The sequence below is a fragment of the Streptomyces gottesmaniae genome (assembly GCF_031845845.1).
GTDB lineage: Bacteria > Actinomycetota > Actinomycetes > Streptomycetales > Streptomycetaceae > Streptomyces > Streptomyces akebiae.
In genome coordinates this window covers 103,321-123,594 of the sequence record NZ_JAVRFJ010000025.1, presented here as the reverse complement: position 1 = coordinate 123,594, position 20,274 = coordinate 103,321, and the positions used below count along the sequence as shown (strand labels likewise).

Genomic DNA, 20,274 nt, shown 5'->3' with positions numbered 1-20,274 from the left:
CACCACTGCCCGTGCGCCTCAGCCCCGCCCCGCCACCCGATCCGCCCACCGCGCCAACCGCGACGACTCCCCCTTGTTCGAGGCCGCCTCGCGCCGATCGGCGGCGCGGTACGTCGCGTACATCCCCTGCACCCCCACCCAGCGCAGCGGCTCCGGCTCCCACTTGCGCACCCGGTGGTTCACCCACGGCAGCGCGGTCAGCCCGGTGGCCCCGCCCCGCCCGGAGTCCCGCAGCACGAGGTCACGCAGGGTGCGGGCGGCCAGGTTGGCCGTGGCCACCCCGGAACCGACGTAACCGCCGGCCCACCCCAGCCCCGTCGACCGGTCCAGCGTCACCGTCGCGCACCAGTCACGCGGCACCCCCAGCACCCCCGACCAGGCATGATCGACCTTCACCCCGGTCAGCGAGGGGAAGAACCGCACCAAGATCTCGTACAGCGCCTCGATCGTCGCCGGCTGCGTACGCCCGTCGTTGTCGGTCCGCGACCCGAAGCGGTACGGCACCCCGCGACCGCCGAGCGCGATCCGGTCGTCGGCGGTGCGCTGGGCGTACATGTACGCGTGCGCCATGTCCCCGAGCGTCGCACGGCCCTCCCAGCCGATCGCCGCCCACTGCTCCGCCGTCAGCGGCTCGGTGGCGATCATCGAGGAGTTCATCGGCAGCCAGGTCCGCCGCTGCCCCTTGAGGTTCGCCGTGAAGCCCTCCGTACAGCGCAGCACAAACGGCGCCCGGACCGTGCCGTACGGCGTGACCACGTGGCCCGGCCGGATCTCTGTGACCGGCGTCGACTCGTACACGATCACCCCCAGCCCCTCCACGACGGCCGCCAGCCCCGTCACCAGCTTCACCGGGTTCAACCGCGCCCCGTGCGGCGTCCACGTCGCCCCCACGGCACCGGCGATCCTGATCCGCTCGGCCGTCTCCCGGGCGCCGTACAGCTCACGATCATCCTCCCCGAACGCAAGCTCATGCTCGTGAAAGGCCCTGAGCCGCCCCCACTGCGCCGGCGTACGAGCGACTTCGAGCACGCCACCCCGGTGGATGTCCGCCTCGACACCCTCCTCCCCCGCCACCCGCACGACCTCGTCGACGGTCTCGTTCATGGCCCGCTGCAACCGCACGGCGGCCTCCCGCCCGTGCAGCCGCGCATACCGGTCCCGCCCCGCGATCCCGTTGTAGAGCCAGCCACCGTTGCGCCCCGAGGCCCCGTACCCGCAGAACTTCTGCTCCAGGACGGCGATCCGCAGGGCGGGGTCGGCCTTCTTCAGGTAGTACGCCGTCCACAACCCGGTATAACCGCCCCCGACGATCACCACATCGACGGACGCGTCCCCCGCCAGCGGTTCCCTCGGCGCGGGAAGACCGGCCTGCGCGTACCAGAAGGAGACCCCACCGTTGACGGTGCCCGCCATCGCGTCCGAGCTGCTCATGGCCGGACGCTAACCCTTGCCGACGCCCCCTGTCTCCTACGGATTCCGTGGCGCGAAGGCATCCCGGACCCGGAAATCCAAGGGACTCCGGGCAGGCCCGCGCGTAGTGTCCCCCGCATGATCGATGTTCCGGAGGAACTGGCCGAGACTCAGGAAAAGATCAACGGAGAGGCCGGCCGCAGATTCGTCGCGGACCTCCCCCGCCTGACCGCCGACTTCCTGGACCGCTGGGGCCTACGCCTCGACGGCCGCCCCATGCACGGCATGTGCGCCCTGGTCATCCCGGTGCTGGCGACAGCCGACGACACCCCGGCGGTCCTCAAGCTCCAGATCCCCGACGCCGAGAGCGAGGGCGAACCGATCGCCCTGCGCGCCTGGGACGGCGACGGCGCCGTACGACTCCTGCGCCACGACCCCGGCACGGGCACCATGCTGCTCGAACGCCTCGACCCGGCCCGCATGCTCTCCCACGCCCCCGACACCCACCGGGCCGTCCTGGTCATCGCCCACCTCCTGGCCCACCTCACCTCCACCCCCGCCCCACCGACCGTGCGCCGCCTGTCCGACATCGCGACCGACATGCTGGAACGCACCCCACCGGTCCTGGCCCGCATCCCGGACGCGTCCGACCGCCGTCTGATCGCGGACTGCGCGGCCGCGCTCCGCGAGGTCATGTCCGAACCCGGCGACCGCCTCCTCCACTGGGACCTGCACTTCGACAACGTCCTGGGCGCCGACCGTTCCCGCTGGCTCGCCATCGACCCCAAGCCCCTGGCAGGCGACCCCGGCTTCGACCTCTGGCCGGCCCTCAACAACCGCTTCGACCCGGCCGACATCCACTGGCGCTTCGACGCGATGACCGACGTCCTCTCCCTGGACCGCCCCCGAGCCCGCGCCTGGACCCTCGCCCGCCTCCTCCAGAACGCCCTGTGGGAAGTAGAGGAAAACCGCTCCCTGGACCCCGACGACCTGACCCTGGGCCGCCACCTCCGCTGACCCGCACAAACAAAAACCCGGGCCGCACCAGCGACCCGGGACCCGGAGCCCCCTGTCGGACGCAAGCCGCACACGAGCAGCCCCAAGCAGGCAGACCGGGGCTGTCACCTCGGTACCCCTGCACGCCCCGACGCGGACGGGTTCAGCGCGGATTACGGCGGAGGTCCGCTGCCTCGCGTCAACTGGTTCAGGTGGGCATGCGCCGGCCCGTCGCTATCCACAGGACGGTGAAGTAGTACGCCCAGCACCAGAGTTGGGCGGCCAAGACGCCGGGCCGGTGGCGATCCGGGCGAGGATGCTGATGAGGCGGTGGCGGATCGTTCCAGTGCGCTCATCGACATGGAAGACGAAGGCCCGTAACAGCGTTCGGTTGCGTCGCCGAAAGCGTGACGAGGCACTTGACCGACACCGACCTCTACCGCACGAAAATCCCATGTCAGAGCGCATCTGACCTGGGATTGGAGTAGAGCCCCCTGTCGGAATCGAACCGACGACCTCGAGATTACAAGTCACGCGCTCTGGCCAACTGAGCTAAGGGGGCATCGCACACATCGTCACGCGCGAAAGCTGCTCCACTCTACACAGAGGCCGTTTCCCGAAGCCATGATGTTTCGCCCGCACCTTGGGCCTCCACAACCATGCGTAACCGGACGTTCACTCGTTCGTTGATCGATCTGACGTGCTGTTCTGAAGATCGGATCGTCGGGGAGGGAGGGTCGACATGAGGCAGCCTGCTGAGACGGCCAGGCCGAAGGTCGTGAACGGCGCGGAAGCCGAACGCGTCAAGCGTGACGCCCTCGGCATCGCCGGCCGCCGCAAGCACCACGCCCGCAAGGCGACACCGCTCAAGGGCCACGCCAAAGAAGCCGATGCACACCACCGCTCCTACCGGTTCCGCTTCTATCCGACCACCGCAAGCCGAGCAGCTGGGGAGGACCTTCGGCGCCTGCCGGTGGGTCTACAACCAGGGCCTGACCTTGCGATCAGAGGCATGGGAACACCACCGGGTGAGGGTCGGGTTCGCGGAAACGTGCCGCGCGCTGACCGGCTGGAAGCGGGTCGAAGAGACGACCTGGCTCAAAGAGGTGTCGTCGACCGTGCTCCAACAGTCGCTGCGCCATGTCGACCAGGCCTTCACACGTTTCCTGAGCGGCCAGTCGAAGTGCCCCGAGCGGAAGAAGAAGGGAAGGTCGCGGGACTCTGCGATTTACGTGCGTACAGGCTTCAAGTGGGTCGAGGACCCGGCCCTCCCCGGGACCGGGCTGATCACGCTCGCCAAGCAGTCCGAGCCACTGCGCATCCGCTGGTCACGGGCGCTGCCTCCGGGCGTGGTCCCGATCCGCCTGTCGGTCACGCGCGACAAAGCCGGACGGTACTTCGTATCACGACCCGCCTCGTGCGCGAGAACCAAGTGCTCGTCGTGGAGGACTTGTCCATCGTGACCCTGCTGCGTCCGGCCCATGGCAAGGGCAGACGGCGAAAAGCGAGGCTCAACGAAGCCATCATCGACGCCGGGTGGGGTGAGCTACTGCGGCAACTGCAGTACAAGTGCGCGTGGTACGGCCGAACCCTGGTGATCGTCATCGGTTCTTCCCTTCGACTCGACTGTGCTCTGCGTGCCGCTCGAAGGGGCCGAAGATGGACCTTTCGGTACGGGAGTGGACTTGCTCCCTTTGCGGAGCGGTCCATGATCGAGACGTGAACGCTGCCGCGAATCTCCGGGTTGAAGGGATGCGCCTGTACGGGCAGCTGACCGCCGGCTTGCCACCGGGAACGGCGGCGCCGACTGTGATCCGGGCTTCGGAGCTGAAGTGGCCTGTACCGACCGCGTGCCAGCGGCTTGCTGTTTTGCGGACCGACGGGCCGTCGGCCGGGATGCCTGTGGAGCGCGCGTAGGACCGCTCGGCCTCGCCCCCTCAGGGGTGACGTACGTGTGGCAGTGCGCGAAGAAGCAGGAAGCGTCGAAGCAAGGTCAAAAGTGCGGTGCTCTGCCTCCGCCGACGAACGTCACCACGACGGCCTCTCCCCCTTCGAAAATTTCCGCGAAGTTCACAGGGGCCCAGCTACTGACAGACCACGTGAACGGAAGGTACCGTCCTGACCCAATCCACTCCCGTGGACTACACCACCGCGGCCCGGCCGTGGTGGATCACCACCTTTACAACGGATCGTCCGGCACGTTCCTGCCGGTGAAGGGGGCCTACGACCCATGGCCACAGTTACGTTCGACAAGGCGACCCGGATCTACCCGGGTTCCACGAAGCCCGCCGTGGACGGTCTCGACATCGAGATCGAGGACGGCGAGTTCCTCGTTCTGGTCGGGCCGTCCGGTTGCGGCAAGTCCACCTCGCTCCGCATGCTCGCGGGGCTCGAGGACGTGAACGGCGGCGCCATCCGCATCGGTGACCGCGACGTCACGCACCTGCCGCCGAAGGACCGGGACATCGCCATGGTGTTCCAGAACTACGCGCTCTACCCGCACATGACCGTCGCCGACAACATGGGCTTCGCGCTCAAGATCGCCGGCGTCAACAAGGCGGAGATCCGGCAGAAGGTCGAAGAGGCCGCGAAGATCCTCGACCTCACCGAGTACCTGGACCGCAAGCCGAAGGCCCTCTCCGGTGGTCAGCGTCAGCGTGTCGCCATGGGTCGCGCCATCGTGCGTGAGCCCCAGGTCTTCCTCATGGACGAGCCGCTGTCGAACCTCGACGCCAAGCTCCGTGTCTCGACCCGTACGCAGATCGCGTCCCTGCAGCGCCGCCTCGGCATCACCACCGTCTACGTCACCCACGACCAGGTCGAGGCCATGACGATGGGCGACCGCGTGGCGGTCCTCAAGGACGGTCTGCTCCAGCAGGTCGACACCCCGCGCAACATGTACGACCGCCCGGCCAACCTCTTCGTCGCCGGCTTCATCGGCTCCCCCGCCATGAACCTGGTCGCGGTCCCGATCACCGACGGTGGTGTGAAGTTCGGCAACAGTGTCGTCCCGGTCAACCGCGACGCCCTGAAGGCCGCCTCCGACAAGGGTGACACCACGGTCACCGTCGGTGTCCGTCCCGAGCACTTCGACATCGTCGAGCACGACGGTTCCGTCGCCTCCTCCCTGTCGAAGGACACCGACGACGCCCCGGCCGGCCTCGCCGTCTCCGTCAACGTCGTCGAGGAGCTCGGCGCCGACGGTTACGTCTACGGCACCGCCGAGGTCGGCGGCGAGACCAAGGACCTCGTGGTCCGCGTCAACGGCCGCCAGGTCCCGGAGAAGGGCGCGACGCTGCACGTCGTCCCGCGTCCGGGCGAGACCCACGTGTTCTCGACCTCCACGGGCGAGCGCCTCACCGACTGATCCCCCGGCACGGTGGGCGCGACCGGTCGCGAAACCACCGGCCCGGGATAAATCACCCAGGTTGACGAAGAAGGCCCCGCAAACCTCTGCGGGGCCTTTTTCCTTGCCGCCAACTACCCCGGCAAATAGGTCTATTTCGACCAGTGTGCGTCAACCTGCCACCCTGCGAACGGCGCTCAGGCATCCCCCATACCGGTGACCCAATGTCGCCGTATCACTACCCCGCGCTACGCTCACTCGCGTGAAGCACACCCACACCTACACCCAACGGACGCGGCGCGGCCGCGGCCCCGCCCGCCGGATCGGCCGTTCCCTGGCCCTGGTCCTGCCGGTCGTCCTTGTCCTGTCCGGCACCCTCGCGGTCACCCGGGTCCAATGGACCACCACGGACCCCGACCAATCGGTCCTCGCCGCCTCCGACGTGGCCGAGCTGAACTCCGCCGAGCGCGCCAAGTCCCGCGCCCCGCACGAGGTGCTCCGCGACAAGCTCCTGCTGGAACTCCAGGACGAGGATCCCGGAGTCGCCCTCACCCACCTCCAGGAAGCGGTGAACGAACGCCCGTCGCTCGCGAAGCACTGCACCTCCATCGCCCGCGCTCTCGGCCGCGCCGCCGTCCGCGCCTACGGCCCCACCCGGGCCCAGGGCTTCGCCCGCCCCGTCTGCGACACCTCGTACGCGACCGGGGTGGCCGCCCAGTTCGCCTGACCACCCCGGCACCCCACCGGGGCACCCCACCCCGGTGAACCCCCTCCACGCCGATCCCAGGGCCGTGCTCCCGCGAACGGGGCGCCACGTACAGTTCGGGTCATGACCGATCCGAACGCCGCGTCGCGCCCCGTTCAAGCCGTGGTCCTCGCCGGTGGCCAGGGCTCCCGGCTGCGTCCGTACACCGACGACCGACCCAAGCCCATGGTCGAGATCCCCGGTACGGGCACGCCGATCATCGGCCATCAGCTCACCTGGCTCGCCGAGGAGGGCGTGACCGACGTGGTCGTCTCCTGCGGCCATCTCGCCGACGTCCTCCAGAAGTGGCTGGACTCCGCCGACCTCCCGGTCCGCGTCACCACGGTCGTCGAGACGGAGCCCCTGGGCCGAGGCGGGGGCCTCAAGTACGCCGCCGCCCACCTCCCGCACCCCGACCAGCCCTGGTACGCCACCAACGGCGACATCTGGACCCGCTTCTCGCTCCGCGACATGGCGGACTTCCACACCGAGCGCGACGCCCTCGCCACCCTCGCCCTGGCCCGCCCGCGCATCCCCTGGGGTGCCGTGAAGACGGACGGCTTCGGCCGCGTCACGGACTTCATCGAGGCCCCGCCCACCACGTACGAGATCAACGCCGGCGTCTATGTGTTCTCCCCGGAGTTCACCGACCTGCTCCCCGCCCGCGGCGACCACGAGCGCACCACGTTCCCCCGCCTCGCCCGGGAACGCCGCCTCGCGGGCTTCCCCATCCCGCAGGGCGCCTACTGGCGGGCCATCGACACGGCGAAGGACCTGACAGAGGCAGCGAAGGAACTGGCGGCCCTGGGCCGCTAGAGGGATCCTCAAAGGCATCTTCACGATGGCCGGCGCCCCAAAAGGGGCGCGGGGAACTGCGCGACCAGCCACGGACAACCCGCGGCCGCCCGCAATCCGCTCCCCCGAGCTCTCAGCCGCCTTCTCACGTTCTCACGCACGACACATGGGCCCCGCGCACCATCACGCGGGGCCCATCACCACATCACCAGCCGTACGACCTACCCGAGCAACCCCCCGACCAGCCCGGGCTGCCCACCGGAAGAGCTCCCCCCGGTGGACCCTCCGGAGGACCCGGTGGCCCCACTGGTCGCACCGCTGGAGGCACCCCCACTGGAGCTGGGCCCGGCGGTGGTGCTCGGCACCTGTTCCACCGGCGCCGACTGCTGCGGCGGCGCCTGCCCGGTCGTCCCCTGGGTCTGGCTCGGCTGCCCCCCGGTGACCGCACCGGTGGAGGACCGCGTGGCCCCCGGCGTGGTCGCCTCCTGCGAAGGCTTGGCCGAAGTGGCACCCGCGGTCGGCGAGTTCGACGCGGACGGGCTGTTCTCCCGCCGCGCGCTCGGCTCACCCGGCAACGGCGACCCCGGCAGCTCGTTGCGCGGCGCCTCTCCGGGACCGGGAACGACGATCCGGTCGGCGTCCCGCACGGCCCCGCCGAGCAAGGACCCGACGAGCAGCGTCAGTCCGACGACGATCGCGGTGACGAGCGCGCCCCGGCGCAGTACGTACCGCCGCAGCTCCCAGATGTCGGCGCGCGGCCCGAGCGTGCGCCAGGCGCCGCCGGCGAGCCGACCGTCGACGGAGTACACCGGCGCGCCCGCGATGATCAGCGGGGACCAGGCGGCGAGGTAGATGATGTCGGGCGTCTCGTAGACGGGGACGGTCTTCCAGCTGACGGTGACGAGCAGCGCGGCCGACAGCAGCGCCCCGACGCCGGCGGCGAGCCGCTGCCACAGTCCGAAGACGGTCAGTACGCCGACGATGACCTGGGCGAAGGCGATGACGAGGCCCGAGCCCACCGGGTGTTCGAGGGCGAACTGCCGCAGCGGCTCGGCGACTTCCCACGGGTGCAGCGTGTTCAGCCACTTCACCATGGAGCCGCGCTTGCCGCCGTCGAAGTAGTGCGGGTCGCAGAGCTTGCCCATGCCGGCGTAGATGGAGATGAAGCCGAGGAAGACCCGCAGCGGCAGCAGCACCACGCCGAGGTTCATCCGGCGACCGGGGTAATAGGCGTGCCGGACGGGTTCGTTGCCGGTCCGGCGTCCGCTCCGTCCCTCCTCGCCGTCGGCCCGATCGTCGTACGGGTCCGTGAAGTCGTCGTCCCCGTAGCCGCCTTGGCCGGGGCCGTGAGCCGCCGGGTCGTAGCGGGGTTCGTCGTAGGCGCTGTCGACGGTGCGCATGGTGGGGAGCAGCCGGGTGCCGTCGCCGACGGCGTGATCGCCGTGGGTGCGCTGGCTGCCGACGAGGGGCGTCTCCACGGTCTCGACCGTCAAGTCGGCGCCGTACCGCCCGCTTTCGCGGCCGTAGCGCCCGCCCTCGGTGTCGTAGCCACCGCCGCCGGTGCCGTCGACGCGGGGAATGACCTGGGTCGATCCCGTGTCGCCCAGTGGGTCGGGGAGGCCGACGCCCGCGCCGCGCACCGCCTGGAGGAGCCGGTGGGCTCCGGTGTCGTCGGGTGCGGACTTCCCGCTCCAGACGACCGGCGCGCGCCGGCGCCCGGCGGCGGGCGCACCGGAGCGCCCCGCCGTGCCCACGACAGGGATGCGCGTGGTTTCGTCGGTGGCGCTCAGGTGCCGTGCGATGCGCGGGGACGCCCGCGTGGAGGTGCCCAACTGCACGCGGAAGCTCGCGTGGTTGACGATGACCTGCGCCGGATCGCTCGGCACCTTCACCATGCTCAGCGCGGGAGCGTCGTCGAATCCCGAGTCGAATCCCGACGAACGGTCCCCCGTGGGTGTGCGGGGTGTTCTGGTGTCCACACTCATCTAACCGAGTGACGTGTCGTTAGGACACTGCTTTGACCGCGCCGATCTGTCCGGACCCCGTCAAGGTGATCCAGAACGCCCCGAACCCCCGGCCAGGACCCCTGTTCAGGCCCTGCGCCGCGCCGCCTCGTACAGCACAACTCCCGCCGCCACACCGGCGTTCAAGGACTCGGCCCCACCCGGCATCGGAATCCGCACCCGGTAGTCGCACGACCCCTCCTGCCTGCCGCCCTCGCACGCTGCGCGGCTTCGGACGGCTGCGCCGGCCTCCGACCGGCGGACTTCGCCTGCCGACCCCACCGCCATCAAGACCGCCGACGCGCCGCCTCGTACAAGACAACTCCCGCCGCCACACCCGCATTGAGCGACTCCGCCCCACCCGGCATCGGAATCCGCACCCGGTAGTCGCACGTCTCGCCGACGAGACGGGACAGGCCCTTGCCCTCGCTGCCGACCACGATCACGACGGGTCCCTCCAGTGCCTCCAGCTCGCCCACCTCGGCCTCGCCGTCGGCGGCGAGACCGACCACGACGACGCCGGCCTTCTTGTAGGCCTCCAGCGCGCGCGTGAGGTTGGTGGCGCGTGCGACGGGCGTACGGGCGGCCGTACCGGCGGACGTCTTCCAGGCGCCGGCGGTCATCCCGGCCGCGCGCCGCTCGGGCACGACGACTCCGTGACCGCCGAACGCGGAGACGGACCGGACGACGGCGCCGAGGTTGCGCGGGTCGGTCACTCCGTCGAGGGCGACGATCAGCGGGTCCTCGCCCTCGTCGAACGCGGCGGCCACCAGGTCCTCGGGGTGCGCGTACTCGTACGGCGGGACCTGGAGGACGAGCCCCTGGTGGTTGAGGCCGTTGGTCATGCGGTCCAGCTCGGGGCGGGGCGCCTCCATGAGGTTGATGCCACCGCGCTCGGCCGCGAGCTGCAGCGCCTCGCGCACCCGCTCGTCGTTGTCGATGAACTGCTGGACGTAGAGCGTCGAGGCGGGCACGCCCTCGCGCAGCGCCTCGACGACGGGGTTGCGGCCCACGACCATCTCGGACGTGCCCTTGCCGCCCCGGCCACGCGGCGCGGGACGGCGGGCGGCCTGCTTCGCCTTGGCGTTGGCGATGCGGTTCGCCTTGTGCTTCTTGCGCATCTCGGCGGGCGGCGTCGGGCCCCTGCCCTCGAGTCCCTTGCGCCGCTGGCCGCCACTGCCGACCTGCGCGCCCTTCTTGCCGGACATGCGGCGGTTGTTAGCGGCCATGACCTACTCGTCTCCTGAGAAGCGTGCGTGTGTACGTCATCGTGTACATGATCGTGTGTAGGTGATCGTGTGGACGTCATCGTGTGTGCTCAATGCAGTGTGCCGCCCGGAGGCCCGGGCGGCACAATCGATCAAGGTGACCGGACGTCCGGCTCAGCGCGGGCCGAGCGTCCAGCGCGGGCCGTCCGGGCTGTCCTCGATGACCAGACCGGACTGGTTGAGCTGATCGCGGATGGCGTCGGCGGTGGCCCAGTCCTTGCGGGCACGAGCCGCCTCCCGCTGCTGGAGGACCAGCCCGACGAGCGTGTCGACGACCCCGTGGAGGTCCTCACCCCGGTCGCCGCCGTCACCGGCCCAGTGCGCGTCCAGCGGGTCGAGACCCAGCACACCGAGCATGGCCCGCACCTCGGCGAGCCGCGCCACCGCCTCTTCCTTGTCGTCGGCGGCCAGCGCGCTGTTGCCCTGCCGGACCGTGGTGTGCACGACGGCGAGCGCCTGCGGCACCCCGAAGTCGTCGTCCATCGCCTCGGCGAACGCCGGCGGCACCTCGGCCGCGGGCTCGACGATCCCGCCGGCCTTCTCGACGACCCGCTGCACGAACCCCTCGATACGGGCGAACGCCGACTCGGCCTCGCGCAGGGCGTCCTCGCTGTACTCGATCATCGACCGGTAGTGCGGGGTGCCCAGGTAGTACCGGAGCACGATGGGCCGCCAGTGCTTGACCATCTCGCTCACGAGCACCGAGTTGCCCAGTGACTTGGACATCTTCTCGCCGCTCATGGTGACCCAGGCGTTGTGCACCCAGTACGTGGCGAAGTCGTCGCCGAAGGCCTTGGCCTGCGCGATCTCGTTCTCGTGGTGCGGGAAGATCAGGTCGAGGCCGCCGCCGTGGATGTCGAAGGCGCTGCCCAGGTACTTGTGCGCCATGGCCGAGCACTCCAGGTGCCACCCCGGCCGTCCTCGGCCCCAGGGCGTCTCCCAGGTCGGCTCGCCCGGCTTGGCCGACTTCCACATGGCGAAGTCCCGCGGATCACGCTTGCCGGTCTCGCCCTCGCCCGAGGGCTGGAGCAGGTTGTCGAGCTCCTGGTTGGACAGCTGCAGATACCCGGGGAAGGACCGCACGTCGAAGTAGACGTTCCCGTCGGCCTCGTACGCGTGGCCGCGCTCGATCAGCCCGCGCATCATCTCGACCATCTCGGTCACGTGCCCGGTGGCACGCGGCTCGTAGGTCGGCGGCAGGCAACCGAGCACGCCGTACCCGTCGTTGAACGCGCGCTCGTTCTCGTACCCGATCGACCACCACGGGCGGCCCTGGTCGGCCGCCTTCGCGATGATCTTGTCGTCGATGTCCGTGACGTTCCGGACGAACGTCACCTCGTACCCGCGGTACTCGAACCACCGGCGCATGATGTCGAAGTTGAGCCCCGACCGGATGTGACCGATGTGCGGGGCCGCCTGCACCGTGGCGCCACACAGGTAGATCGAGACACAACCCGGCGTGAGCGGGGCGAAGTCACGGATCTGCCGGGCGCTGGTGTCGTACAGGCGAATAGTCACGCCCCCAAGCGTAGTGGCCCACCAGCGATGCCCCGAGCCCTTCACCCCAAGGACGACAGATTCGTGACGTATGCACACCCTGCACCAGCGCCTGCGACCCGTTGACGGGCCGCAGGCCCGGCAAAGGGGCGCGGGGGAACTGCGCGCCCAGCCCCCACCGGACGGACGCCTGGGGGTCAAAGGGGCACAGCCCCTTGAGGATGGGACGGGTAGGGGCGGCGGGGGCGAAACCCCCGGGGGGTCACCCCACCCGCACGACCAACGCCGTGGCCACCGCCATCAGCCCCTCACCCCGCCCGGGAAACCCGAGCCCGTCGGTCGTGGCACCCGACACCGACACCGGCGCCCCCACCACCTCCGACAACACCCGCTGCGCCTCGTCCCGCCGCTTCCCGATCTTCGGCCGGGCCCCCACCACCTGCACCGCCACGTTCCCGATGACGAACCCCCCGGCCCGCACGATCCGCGCCGCCTCCGCCAGCAACGTCACGCCCGACGCCCCGGCCCACTCCGGCCGTCCCGTCCCGAAGTGCTGCCCGAGATCCCCCATCCCGGCCGCGGAGAACAACGCGTTGCAGGCCGCGTGCGCCACGACGTCCGCGTCGGAGTGCCCGGCCAGCCCCGGCCCCTCCCCCTCCCACTTCAGCCCGGCGCACCACAGCTCCCTCCCCTCCTCGAAGGCGTGGATGTCGGTGCCGATCCCGACCTGCGGCAACACCATGGAGCCCGGCAGCGACGCCGTCTCAGAACCCATCGTTCAGCCTCCTGCGCGCCAGAACCGCCTCCGCGAGCACCAGGTCCAGCGGTCGCGTCACCTTGAACGCCTCCTCGTGGCCCGGTACGACCACGACCCCGAGTCCGAGCCGCTCCACCATGCTCGCGTCGTCGGTCACCTCTCCGGTGACCGTCTCGTGCGCCCGCACCAGCGTCTCCCGGTGGAATCCCTGCGGCGTCTGCACGGCCCGCAGCCGCGCCCGCTCCGGCGTGGCGACGACCGGCTCCGGCGTCCCCGGCGCGTCCGCGGGCTCCACCTCCTTGACCGTGTCGGCGAGCGGCAGCGCGGGCACCACGGCCGGCGCCCCGTCCCGGACGGCCTCGATGACCGCGTCCACCGTGTCGACGGGCACCAGCGGACGGGCGGCGTCGTGGACGAGGACGATGTCGTAGCCGGGGGGCAGCGCGTCCAGGCCCTGCTTCACCGACTCCTGGCGCGACTCACCCCCGGGTACGACGAGGAAGTCGGTCCGCTCGGGCAGCGCGTGCGCGTCGAGGAGGGTCTTGACCTCGGGGGTGCCGTCGGGCGGCGCCACCACGATCACCAGGGACACGGCACGGGAGGCGGCCATGGCCCGCACGGCGTGGATCAGCATCGGGGTGCCGTTCAGCGCGCGTAGTGCTTTGGGGGCGCCTGGACCGAGGCGTACGCCCCGGCCGGCGGCCGGGATCACGGCCGCCGTACGGGTTGCCGTACCGGTTCCGGAAGGCGAGGGGCGCGATTCGTCAGACATCGGTTCCTGTCAGGTTTGTGTGCTCGGCCTACGTGGGTATGGCCACAGCGTGCCGGGCGCGACGCCTTGACCGGACCCTTCCGTGACATCTGGTCGAGCCAGCTGCCCGGGCCCGGCACGCAGAGTACGAGTACGAGTACCGCGTTCTCATGAGCACCGGGGCACGCCAAGTATCGCCAAGTGTCAGGGGCCCCGTTCAGGCGTACGGCACCTGGGTACGAACATGCCGCAGCGCCCGGCGACATCACATACGTCATCGGGCACCGCGGCATTTCGATGTGCTGCGCTGAACGGCTGAGCGGGCTGGCTGCCTGCCTCAGGAGTCAGTTCAGGACGCGAGGACCTCGTCGAGCAGGGCCTCGGCCTTGTCCTCGTTGGTGTTCTCCGCGAGGGCGAGCTCGCTCACCAGAATCTGGCGGGCCTTGGCGAGCATGCGCTTCTCACCGGCGGACAGTCCGCGCTCACGCTCACGACGCCACAGGTCACGCACGACTTCCGCGACCTTGATGACATCGCCGGAGGCGAGCTTCTCCAGGTTTGCCTTGTAGCGACGCGACCAGTTCGTGGGCTCCTCGGCATACGGTGCGCGCAGCACCTCGAAGACCCGGTCCAGGCCGTCTTGACCGACCACATCACGTACGCCGACGAACTCCGCATTGTCCGCTGGCACACGCACCGTCAGGTCGCCCTGAGCGACCTTGAGCACCAAGTAGGTCTTGTCCACGCCTTTGATCTGGCGAGTTTCGATGGCCTCGATCAGCGCGGCCCCGTGATGGGGATAGACCACGGTGTCGCCAACCTTGAACGTCATGTGACAGGTACCCCTTCCGTGGCTATCCAGGGTAACACGGATACGGCGGGTTCTGAATGGCGTTTTCGCAGGTCAGGGCATATCTCGGGGCTTGACAACTGCAACAGGAACGTGCTGCGGGGCCCGAACGGAAGAGGGTATTCGCAGGTGGGAGCGGCTCTCCGGGCGGAGTGAAACGCGTACGTTACACGCATCCGGAGGGCGTCGGCGGCATCCTAACGTCCCGCTTTGTCCGACTCCAAGTGTGCGACTTCCGCTACTCCGTTCGGTGCGCGGAGTCGGGTACGAGACGAATCCGGAATTGATCAAGAAGTGCGATCCGCGGACCCAGTTCCGCCGTTACCGGATCGTGTTCTTGCGCTGTTCCGGTGACGTTCTGGCAGTTGATCGATTTTTCGTGGCGGCGCGCATTCCTCGGCGGAAATCCAGGACGCGGCGAGGAGGAGATCGACGGTGGTATTGCGAATGCCGAACCCAGGGCGCGTGTGGTGTGTCCGTCAATTGCTTCCGGTGACATGTCGGGGACTTGGGGAGGGTCGGGTGCGGCGGCGACGGGACGGCTCGGTAACCTAAGGCCGCTACAGACCACGTACCGCCCACGTTCTAGGAGTTGCCGCCGCCGTGAGCAGCAGCCTTCGACGCGGCGCCCTCGCCGCCGCCGCCATCGCGTTCTCGATCGCCTCACTCGCCGCGTGCGCCGCCGGCAACAACGCCCAGACGCTGGAGATCAAGCCGGACAACGCCGCCACCAGCGTCGGCGACATCAAGATCCAGAACGCGATCGTGGTCACCCAGCCCGGCACCGAGACCGAGGGCCCCGCCGTGGTCTCCGCGACGCTCTTCAACGCCGCCGCGACCGACCAGACCCTGGACTCCGTCACCGTCGAGGGCGCCGGCACCGCCGAGCTCACGCCGGCCAAGGGCAAGGGCAAGGGCGGCAAGGTCGTCGTTCCGGCCGGCGGCTCCGTGGTCCTGGGCGGCGAGGGCAACGCCTCCGCGGTCCTGTCGGAGGTCACCGACGCGGTCAAGGACGGCAACGCCCAGAAGGTCACCTTCGAGTTCAGCGAGACCGGCGAGGTCGCCCTGCGCACCTTCGTGGTCCCCGCCGAGCACTACTTCGAGAAGTGGGGCCCGACCGACATTCCCGAGGCCCCCGCCACCAGCGCCTCCCCGTCCGAGGAAGCCACCGGCTCCCCCTCCCCGGAGGGCACGGGTACGCCGTCCGCCGACGGAACGGGCACCGCGGAGGAGGGCACCGCCGCCGGCGCGACGGCCTCGCCGTCCACCTCGTCCTCCGAGGAGACCACGGGCCACTGAGGCCGCCGAGGGTCACCGGGCAGCCGAGGCCCGACACCCACCTACGCCGAAGGGCGGCACCCCCTCTCAGGGGGTGCCGCCCTTCGGCGTAGGTGCTCCGTCCGTCGGCCCGCGGCCCTCAATGCTCGGTCCTCGGTCCTCGGCCCGCGGCCTACGGCTCGAACTTGTAGCCCAGGCCCCGCACCGTCACCAGATACCGCGGCGCTCCCGGGTCCGGCTCGATCTTGGCGCGGAGGCGCTTGACGTGGACGTCGAGGGTCTTGGTGTCGCCCACGTAGTCGGCGCCCCAGACGCGGTCGATGAGCTGCATCCGGGTCAGGACTCGACCCGCGTTCCGCAGCAGCATTTCGAGCAGGTCGAACTCCTTGAGGGGGAGGTCGACCTTGGAGCCCGAGACAGTGACCACGTGGCGGTCGACGTCCATGCGGACGGGACCGGCCTCCAGCGCGGCCGGGGTGACCTCCTCGGGCTCGCCGCGCCGACGCAGTACGGCCCGGATACGGGCGACGAGCTCGCGGGAGGAGAAGGGCTTGGTGACATAGTCATCGGCTCCTATTTCCAGGCCCACGACCTTGTCGATCTCGCTGTCCTTGGCGGTCACCATGATCACCGGGACATTGGAACGGCCGCGCAGCTGACGGCAGACCTCGGTACCCGGCAGACCGGGCAGCATCAGGTCCAGCAGGACGAGGTCGGCTCCATTGCGCTCGAACTCGTCGAGACCGTCGGGCCCGGTGGTCGCGATGGCGACCTCGAAGCCCTCTTTGCGGAGCATGTAGGACAGGGCGTCGGAGAAGGACTCCTCGTCCTCGACGACGAGCACTCGGGTCACGGAAGGACCTCCGGGGAGGGAAGCGGTCCGTACGGTTCGTACGGGGATCTGTCGGTGTGAGGCTGTCCGTCCTCGACGTCGAGGTCCGGGTGCTGGGCCGCGCGGTCGCGGGACGCGCCCGCCTCCGGCAGCCTGAGCGTGAACGTGGAGCCCTGTCCCTCCGAGCTCCACACCGTGACCTCCCCGCCGTGCGAGGCGGCCACGTGCTTGACGATCGCGAGGCCGAGACCCGTACCGCCGGTCTGGCGGGAACGGGCCGGGTCCACGCGGTAGAAGCGCTCGAAGATGCGCTCCTTGTCCTTGTCCGAGATGCCGATGCCCTGGTCGGTCACGGCGATCTCGATATGGTCCCCACCGGCCGCGGTCACCCGCCGTGCGGCTATGCCGACGCGGGTGCGGGCCGGGGAGTAGTTGACGGCGTTCTCCACGAGGTTGCCGAGGGCGGCGGCCAGCTGACCGCGGTTGCCGTAGACGCGCAGCTCGGCGGTGCCGCCGGCGGCCATGGTGATCTGCTTGGTGCCGGCCTGGTGGCGGCAGCGGTCGACGGCCTCGGCGACCAGCTCGTCCACCCGTACGGGCTCGGCGTCCTCCAGCGGATCGTCGTTCTGCACCCGGGAGAGGTCGATCAGCTCCTGGACGAGGTTGGTGAGCCGGGTGGCCTCGATCTGCATGCGCCCGGCGAACCGTTCCACCGCCTCCGGGTCGTCCGAGGCGCCCATGACGGCCTCGGAGAGGAGGGAGAGCGCGCCCACGGGCGTCTTCAGCTCATGGCTGACGTTGGCGACGAAGTCCCGCCGCACCGCCTCTATCCGGCGGGCCTCGGTGAGATCCTCGACCAGGAGCAGCACGAGCCGGGAGCCGAGCGGCGCGACGCGCGCGGAGACGGCGAGCGCCTCGCCGCGTCCGGTGCCGCGCCGGGGCAGGTCCAGCTCGACCTGTCGTATCTCGCCGTCGCGGCGGGTGTCGCGGGCCATCTTGAGCATCGGGTCGATGGAGAGCTTGCCGCCCCGCACGAGCCCGAGGGCGTACGCGGCGGAGCTGGCCTTGACGACGGCGTCCGACTCGTCGAGCACGACGGCGGAGGAGCGCAGCACGGACAGCACGGTGTCGACGCCGGGCGGCAGCACCGGGTCGGTGTGCAGGGAGGTTCTGGTGGGACGCTTCTGCTCGCGCTCGCTGACGCGGAACGCCAGCATGGCGATGACGCCGGTGAGTACTCCGGCGATCGCTGCCGCTGCGGCGACCGCCGCGTTCACGTCCATGCATCCAGGTTAGGCACGAGGTCGGACATCCCCACAGCGATCGGAGGGCGACCTCGAACACTCGTCGCCCAGAGTTCACCTTGGAGCCAGTATTGGTTCATTTGGGGTGGCGGAAACGGACGCGTAAGGGCCGGAACGTGGGAGCGTGGGATTCGTCCGGGGCTCCCGGTCACCGTTCGCCGTCGCCGTTCACGCGGTGATCGGGGTTCGGCCGTCCAGACCGCGACCTGGCGGAACGGCTTCCGGAACGGCTTTTCTGGTTACCCACGAGCAGACGTACGTAAGAGAGGGACACCCTGATGCGGGACGCGTACCACGAGGAACTTGACTCGATCGGTGAGGGCCTGGTCGAGATGGCCCGACTGGTGGGGTCGGCGATCGGTCGCGCCACGACGGCGATGCTCGATGCCGACCTGAAGCTGGCCGAGAGCGTGATCGAGGCCGACAAGAAGGTCGACGACCTCCAGCACGACCTGGAGGCCCGCGCGATAGCCCTGCTGGCCCGGCAGCAGCCGGTGGCCACGGATCTCCGTATCGTCGTGACGTCGCTGCGCATGTCGGCCGACCTGGAGCGTTCGGGCGACCTCGCCCAGCACGTCGCCAAGCTGACCCGGCTGCGCTTCCCCGAGCACACGGTGCCGCGTGACCTGCACGCCACGATCCTGGAGATGGGCCAGCTCGCGCAGCGCCTGATGGCGAAGGCCGCCGAGGTCATCATCACCAAGGACGTCGACCTGGCGCTCCAGCTGGAGAGCGACGACGACGCGATGGACCTGCTCCACCGCACGCTCTTCCAGCACCTCATGGACGACCGCTGGAAGCACGGCATCGAGACCGCCGTCGACGTCACCCTCCTCGGCCGCTACTACGAGCGCTTCGCCGACCACGCGGTGTCGGTCGCGAAGCGGGTCGTGTACCTGGTGACGGGCGAACACGCGGACGAGCTCCAGGCGGACATCCAGCCGGTCCAGCCGGTGGCCGGGGCGGAGGGGGCCTAAAGGCGGGGCGCGCGGGGCCGGGGCGCGCGCGGGCTCTGGTGGCGGGGCTCCGGCGCTCGATGGTCGGGCAGGGCGTGTGGGCGCCTCCATGCGCCGTTGATGCGCCCGGCTGAACGGGCTTGGAATGGGGCAATCAACGGGCACGGGCACCAGCTTGCGATGCTCGACTCCGCACTGGGTGTCTGTACTGCGTGTCTGTACTGCGTGTCTGCACGTGTGACTGTGCTCCGCCTTCCGTGCTTCGCCTTCCATCCCTTCGAGGAGGGACCATGGCCGAATCCCCCGCCAGCCCCAGCACGCCGGACCCGACACAGGTCCGGGACACCCATCAACCCGCCGACCGCAAGACCCTGCCTCTCTTCGGCGCGTGCGGCTGCGGCTCCGGATGTGGGTGCGGGTGCCAGTCCGGCAACCCGTGTCAGTGCGGCTGACGCCGATCAGCCGCGGCAGTTCTTCTCGTACGCGGGAGAAGGGGCCCGTCACTCGTGACGGGCCCCTTCCCTCATGTGCGCGTCACCCGTGTGGGCGCGGCGCACGGCTGCGACCGTGGAGTCGCCCGTACGGCCGTACGGGCGCAGCATGAGGAGGGGAGGGGGACAGAGAAGCGGGGCGAGGACGAAGGAGGTGCGGGTCATGACCAAGTTCATGGACGTCCACCACCACATGAAGGGCATCACGGAGGACCAGCTGCGTGCCGCGCACCAGGCCGACCTCGACATCGAGAAGGACGAGAACGTCCACTTCGAACGCGCCTGGGCCGACCCCAAGTCCGGCACCGTCTACTGCCTCTCCGAGGGCCCCTCCGCCGACGCGGTCCAGCGCATCCACGAACGCGCGGGCCACAAGGCGGACGAGATCCACCCGGTACCGCTGACGATCTAGCGACTACGGCGCGGGCCAGGCACCGCGACGAGCGTGCGCGGGCTCCGGATCGCCCCCGGCCCACGACCGGCCACGAGCCCTGGGTGCTGTGGGGCTCATGGTGAACGGTGAACTGGGGTGCTCGTCGCTGTCGGCCACCTGGGCCGCTAAGCGCCCGGGGCCCGGTACCGGACTTGCCCGGCTTTGCGCAGGGCATCCATGGTTTCGTCGACGGTCAGGAGAACGGTCGTCTCGAACGAGCTGAGTGCGCCGCCTCCGCTGATCGCCAGGGCGACCGCGGCCATGGAGACGTTGTCGGGGGCCTCCCACAAGTTGTAGCCGTCGCGGGTGCCGAACGCGTACCAGAAGCCGTGGAGCTTGCCGCCGACGGACTCGATGTACGACTGAGCGGCCTTCGCGCGGTCCTCGGGGTGGCCGATGAGTCTCGCCCAAGTCTCGGGCGTATAGCTGAACCTCGACAGATAGAGCGGCATCACGTCTCCCTTTCCTCCCAGCAAGGGATGCCCCGCGGGGTGAGATACGCCCCCGAGGCCGCGCGCGTCTCCCCCGAACGGCCGGGACGATGACCGGCATGGCTGCCGTG

The 20,274-nt window shown here is 70.0% G+C and carries 20 protein-coding genes, 1 tRNA gene and 1 pseudogene; 9 read left to right on the top strand and 13 right to left on the bottom strand.

Annotated features, from left to right (window positions below; translation table 11 throughout):
* Positions 1–18 precede the first annotated feature (18 nt).
* Entirely contained in the window at positions 19–1,431 is a 1,413-nt protein-coding gene (locus RM704_RS26800) for an NAD(P)/FAD-dependent oxidoreductase (RefSeq protein ID WP_033525972.1), read from the bottom strand.
* Positions 1,432–1,548: 117 nt separating this feature from the next.
* On the opposite strand from RM704_RS26800, the gene RM704_RS26795 reads away from it, so the two are divergent.
* Entirely contained in the window at positions 1,549–2,427 is an 879-nt protein-coding gene (locus RM704_RS26795) for an aminoglycoside phosphotransferase family protein (protein ID WP_033525973.1), read from the top strand.
* A 467-nt stretch (positions 2,428–2,894) separates the two neighbouring features.
* Here RM704_RS26795 and RM704_RS26790 read toward each other — a convergent pair.
* Positions 2,895–2,968, bottom strand: a tRNA-Thr gene (locus RM704_RS26790).
* A 328-nt stretch (positions 2,969–3,296) separates the two neighbouring features.
* On the opposite strand from RM704_RS26790, the gene RM704_RS26785 reads away from it, so the two are divergent.
* From RM704_RS26785 to RM704_RS26765, 5 genes are all read left to right on the top strand, one after another.
* Entirely contained in the window at positions 3,297–3,869 is a 573-nt protein-coding gene (locus RM704_RS26785) for an RNA-guided endonuclease InsQ/TnpB family protein (protein ID WP_311591319.1), read from the top strand.
* Between the two features lie 106 nt (positions 3,870–3,975).
* On the top strand, positions 3,976–4,323 hold the full coding sequence (locus RM704_RS26780; protein ID WP_438828952.1) for a zinc ribbon domain-containing protein: 348 nt from the start codon (positions 3,976–3,978) through the stop codon (positions 4,321–4,323).
* 313 nt (positions 4,324–4,636) lie between these two features.
* Positions 4,637–5,773, top strand: a complete 1,137-nt coding sequence (locus RM704_RS26775) for an ABC transporter ATP-binding protein (RefSeq protein WP_033525975.1) — start codon at positions 4,637–4,639, stop codon at positions 5,771–5,773.
* Positions 5,774–6,014: 241 nt separating this feature from the next.
* The gene (locus RM704_RS26770) at positions 6,015–6,479 is read left to right on the top strand and encodes a hypothetical protein (protein WP_033525976.1); all 465 of its coding nucleotides are present in this window, start codon (positions 6,015–6,017) and stop codon (positions 6,477–6,479) included.
* Between the two features lie 102 nt (positions 6,480–6,581).
* Positions 6,582–7,313 (top strand): nucleotidyltransferase family protein, encoded by a 732-nt coding sequence (locus tag RM704_RS26765; RefSeq protein ID WP_033525977.1) that lies wholly within the window; start codon positions 6,582–6,584, stop codon positions 7,311–7,313.
* A 200-nt stretch (positions 7,314–7,513) separates the two neighbouring features.
* Here RM704_RS26765 and RM704_RS26760 read toward each other — a convergent pair whose 3' ends face one another.
* The 7 genes and pseudogenes from RM704_RS26760 to RM704_RS26730 form a co-directional block, all read right to left on the bottom strand.
* A complete protein-coding gene (locus RM704_RS26760; protein WP_033526061.1) occupies positions 7,514–9,271 on the bottom strand; it encodes a DoxX family protein in 1,758 nt (585 codons plus the stop codon).
* Between the two features lie 111 nt (positions 9,272–9,382).
* Positions 9,383–9,490 (bottom strand): annotated as a pseudogene (locus RM704_RS26755) (TrmH family RNA methyltransferase); the annotation flags it as partial.
* A gap of 92 nt (positions 9,491–9,582) precedes the next feature.
* Positions 9,583–10,524: a 23S rRNA (guanosine(2251)-2'-O)-methyltransferase RlmB gene (rlmB, locus tag RM704_RS26750; protein WP_033525978.1), complete on the bottom strand. Its 942-nt coding sequence runs from the start codon at positions 10,522–10,524 to the stop codon at positions 9,583–9,585.
* Between the two features lie 153 nt (positions 10,525–10,677).
* Positions 10,678–12,081 (bottom strand): cysteine--tRNA ligase, encoded by a 1,404-nt coding sequence (gene cysS / locus RM704_RS26745; RefSeq protein WP_033525979.1) that lies wholly within the window; start codon positions 12,079–12,081, stop codon positions 10,678–10,680.
* 241 nt (positions 12,082–12,322) lie between these two features.
* Positions 12,323–12,835 (bottom strand): 2-C-methyl-D-erythritol 2,4-cyclodiphosphate synthase, encoded by a 513-nt coding sequence (gene ispF, locus RM704_RS26740; RefSeq protein ID WP_033525980.1) that lies wholly within the window; start codon positions 12,833–12,835, stop codon positions 12,323–12,325.
* Positions 12,825–13,589, bottom strand: coding sequence for a 2-C-methyl-D-erythritol 4-phosphate cytidylyltransferase (gene ispD / locus RM704_RS26735; RefSeq protein ID WP_033525981.1), 765 nt, complete (start codon positions 13,587–13,589; stop codon positions 12,825–12,827). The genes ispF and ispD overlap by 11 nt, the downstream gene beginning before the upstream one ends.
* 328 nt (positions 13,590–13,917) lie before the next feature.
* Positions 13,918–14,400, bottom strand: a complete 483-nt coding sequence (locus RM704_RS26730; protein WP_003953493.1) for a CarD family transcriptional regulator — start codon at positions 14,398–14,400, stop codon at positions 13,918–13,920.
* Between the two features lie 621 nt (positions 14,401–15,021).
* Between RM704_RS26730 and RM704_RS26725 the strand changes: the two genes are divergently transcribed.
* Entirely contained in the window at positions 15,022–15,717 is a 696-nt protein-coding gene (locus tag RM704_RS26725) for a copper chaperone PCu(A)C domain-containing protein (protein ID WP_033525982.1), read from the top strand.
* Between the two features lie 151 nt (positions 15,718–15,868).
* Here RM704_RS26725 and phoP read toward each other — a convergent pair whose 3' ends face one another.
* Together phoP and phoR are read right to left on the bottom strand one after the other, a co-directional pair.
* The gene (gene phoP / locus RM704_RS26720) at positions 15,869–16,540 is read right to left on the bottom strand and encodes a two-component system response regulator PhoP (protein WP_010985401.1); all 672 of its coding nucleotides are present in this window, start codon (positions 16,538–16,540) and stop codon (positions 15,869–15,871) included.
* Positions 16,541–16,545: 5 nt separating this feature from the next.
* The gene (gene phoR, locus RM704_RS26715) at positions 16,546–17,811 is read right to left on the bottom strand and encodes a two-component system sensor histidine kinase PhoR (RefSeq protein WP_033525983.1); all 1,266 of its coding nucleotides are present in this window, start codon (positions 17,809–17,811) and stop codon (positions 16,546–16,548) included.
* A 299-nt stretch (positions 17,812–18,110) separates the two neighbouring features.
* Here phoR and phoU point away from each other — a divergent pair, with 299 nt between their 5' ends.
* Complete coding sequence (phoU, locus tag RM704_RS26710) at positions 18,111–18,809, top strand: phosphate signaling complex protein PhoU (RefSeq protein WP_033525984.1); 699 nt, start codon at positions 18,111–18,113, stop codon at positions 18,807–18,809.
* A gap of 479 nt (positions 18,810–19,288) precedes the next feature.
* On the opposite strand, the gene RM704_RS26705 is transcribed toward phoU, so the two are convergent.
* Positions 19,289–19,444, bottom strand: a complete 156-nt coding sequence (locus RM704_RS26705; RefSeq protein WP_157856663.1) for a hypothetical protein — start codon at positions 19,442–19,444, stop codon at positions 19,289–19,291.
* Here RM704_RS26705 and RM704_RS26700 point away from each other — a divergent pair.
* Complete coding sequence (locus RM704_RS26700) at positions 19,443–19,691, top strand: SCO4226 family nickel-binding protein (protein ID WP_033525985.1); 249 nt, start codon at positions 19,443–19,445, stop codon at positions 19,689–19,691. The two genes, RM704_RS26705 and RM704_RS26700, sit on opposite strands and share 2 nt — an antisense overlap.
* Positions 19,692–19,837: 146 nt before the next feature.
* Here the strand turns inward: RM704_RS26700 and RM704_RS26695 are convergent, their stop codons facing one another.
* The gene (locus RM704_RS26695) at positions 19,838–20,164 is read right to left on the bottom strand and encodes a GYD domain-containing protein (protein ID WP_033525986.1); all 327 of its coding nucleotides are present in this window, start codon (positions 20,162–20,164) and stop codon (positions 19,838–19,840) included.
* Positions 20,165–20,274 lie beyond the last annotated feature (110 nt).

Excerpts from the sequence above, each read along its gene's own strand:
- RM704_RS26800 (WP_033525972.1), bottom strand. The coding sequence starts at position 1,431 with ATGAGCAGCTCGGACGCGATGGCGGGCACCGTCAACGGTGGGGTCTCC.
- RM704_RS26795 (WP_033525973.1), top strand. The coding sequence starts at position 1,549 with ATGATCGATGTTCCGGAGGAACTGGCCGAGACTCAGGAAAAGATCAAC.
- RM704_RS26785 (WP_311591319.1), top strand. The coding sequence starts at position 3,297 with ATGCACACCACCGCTCCTACCGGTTCCGCTTCTATCCGACCACCGCAA.
- RM704_RS26775 (WP_033525975.1), top strand. The coding sequence starts at position 4,637 with ATGGCCACAGTTACGTTCGACAAGGCGACCCGGATCTACCCGGGTTCC.
- RM704_RS26765 (WP_033525977.1), top strand. The coding sequence starts at position 6,582 with ATGACCGATCCGAACGCCGCGTCGCGCCCCGTTCAAGCCGTGGTCCTC.
- rlmB (WP_033525978.1), bottom strand. The coding sequence starts at position 10,524 with ATGGCCGCTAACAACCGCCGCATGTCCGGCAAGAAGGGCGCGCAGGTC.
- ispF (WP_033525980.1), bottom strand. The coding sequence starts at position 12,835 with ATGGGTTCTGAGACGGCGTCGCTGCCGGGCTCCATGGTGTTGCCGCAG.
- ispD (WP_033525981.1), bottom strand. The coding sequence starts at position 13,589 with ATGTCTGACGAATCGCGCCCCTCGCCTTCCGGAACCGGTACGGCAACC.
- RM704_RS26730 (WP_003953493.1), bottom strand. The coding sequence starts at position 14,400 with ATGACGTTCAAGGTTGGCGACACCGTGGTCTATCCCCATCACGGGGCC.
- phoR (WP_033525983.1), bottom strand. The coding sequence starts at position 17,811 with ATGGACGTGAACGCGGCGGTCGCCGCAGCGGCAGCGATCGCCGGAGTA.
- phoU (WP_033525984.1), top strand. The coding sequence starts at position 18,111 with ATGCGGGACGCGTACCACGAGGAACTTGACTCGATCGGTGAGGGCCTG.
- RM704_RS26700 (WP_033525985.1), top strand. The coding sequence starts at position 19,443 with ATGACCAAGTTCATGGACGTCCACCACCACATGAAGGGCATCACGGAG.
- RM704_RS26705 (WP_157856663.1), bottom strand. The coding sequence starts at position 19,444 with ATGACCCGCACCTCCTTCGTCCTCGCCCCGCTTCTCTGTCCCCCTCCC.
- RM704_RS26695 (WP_033525986.1), bottom strand. The coding sequence starts at position 20,164 with ATGCCGCTCTATCTGTCGAGGTTCAGCTATACGCCCGAGACTTGGGCG.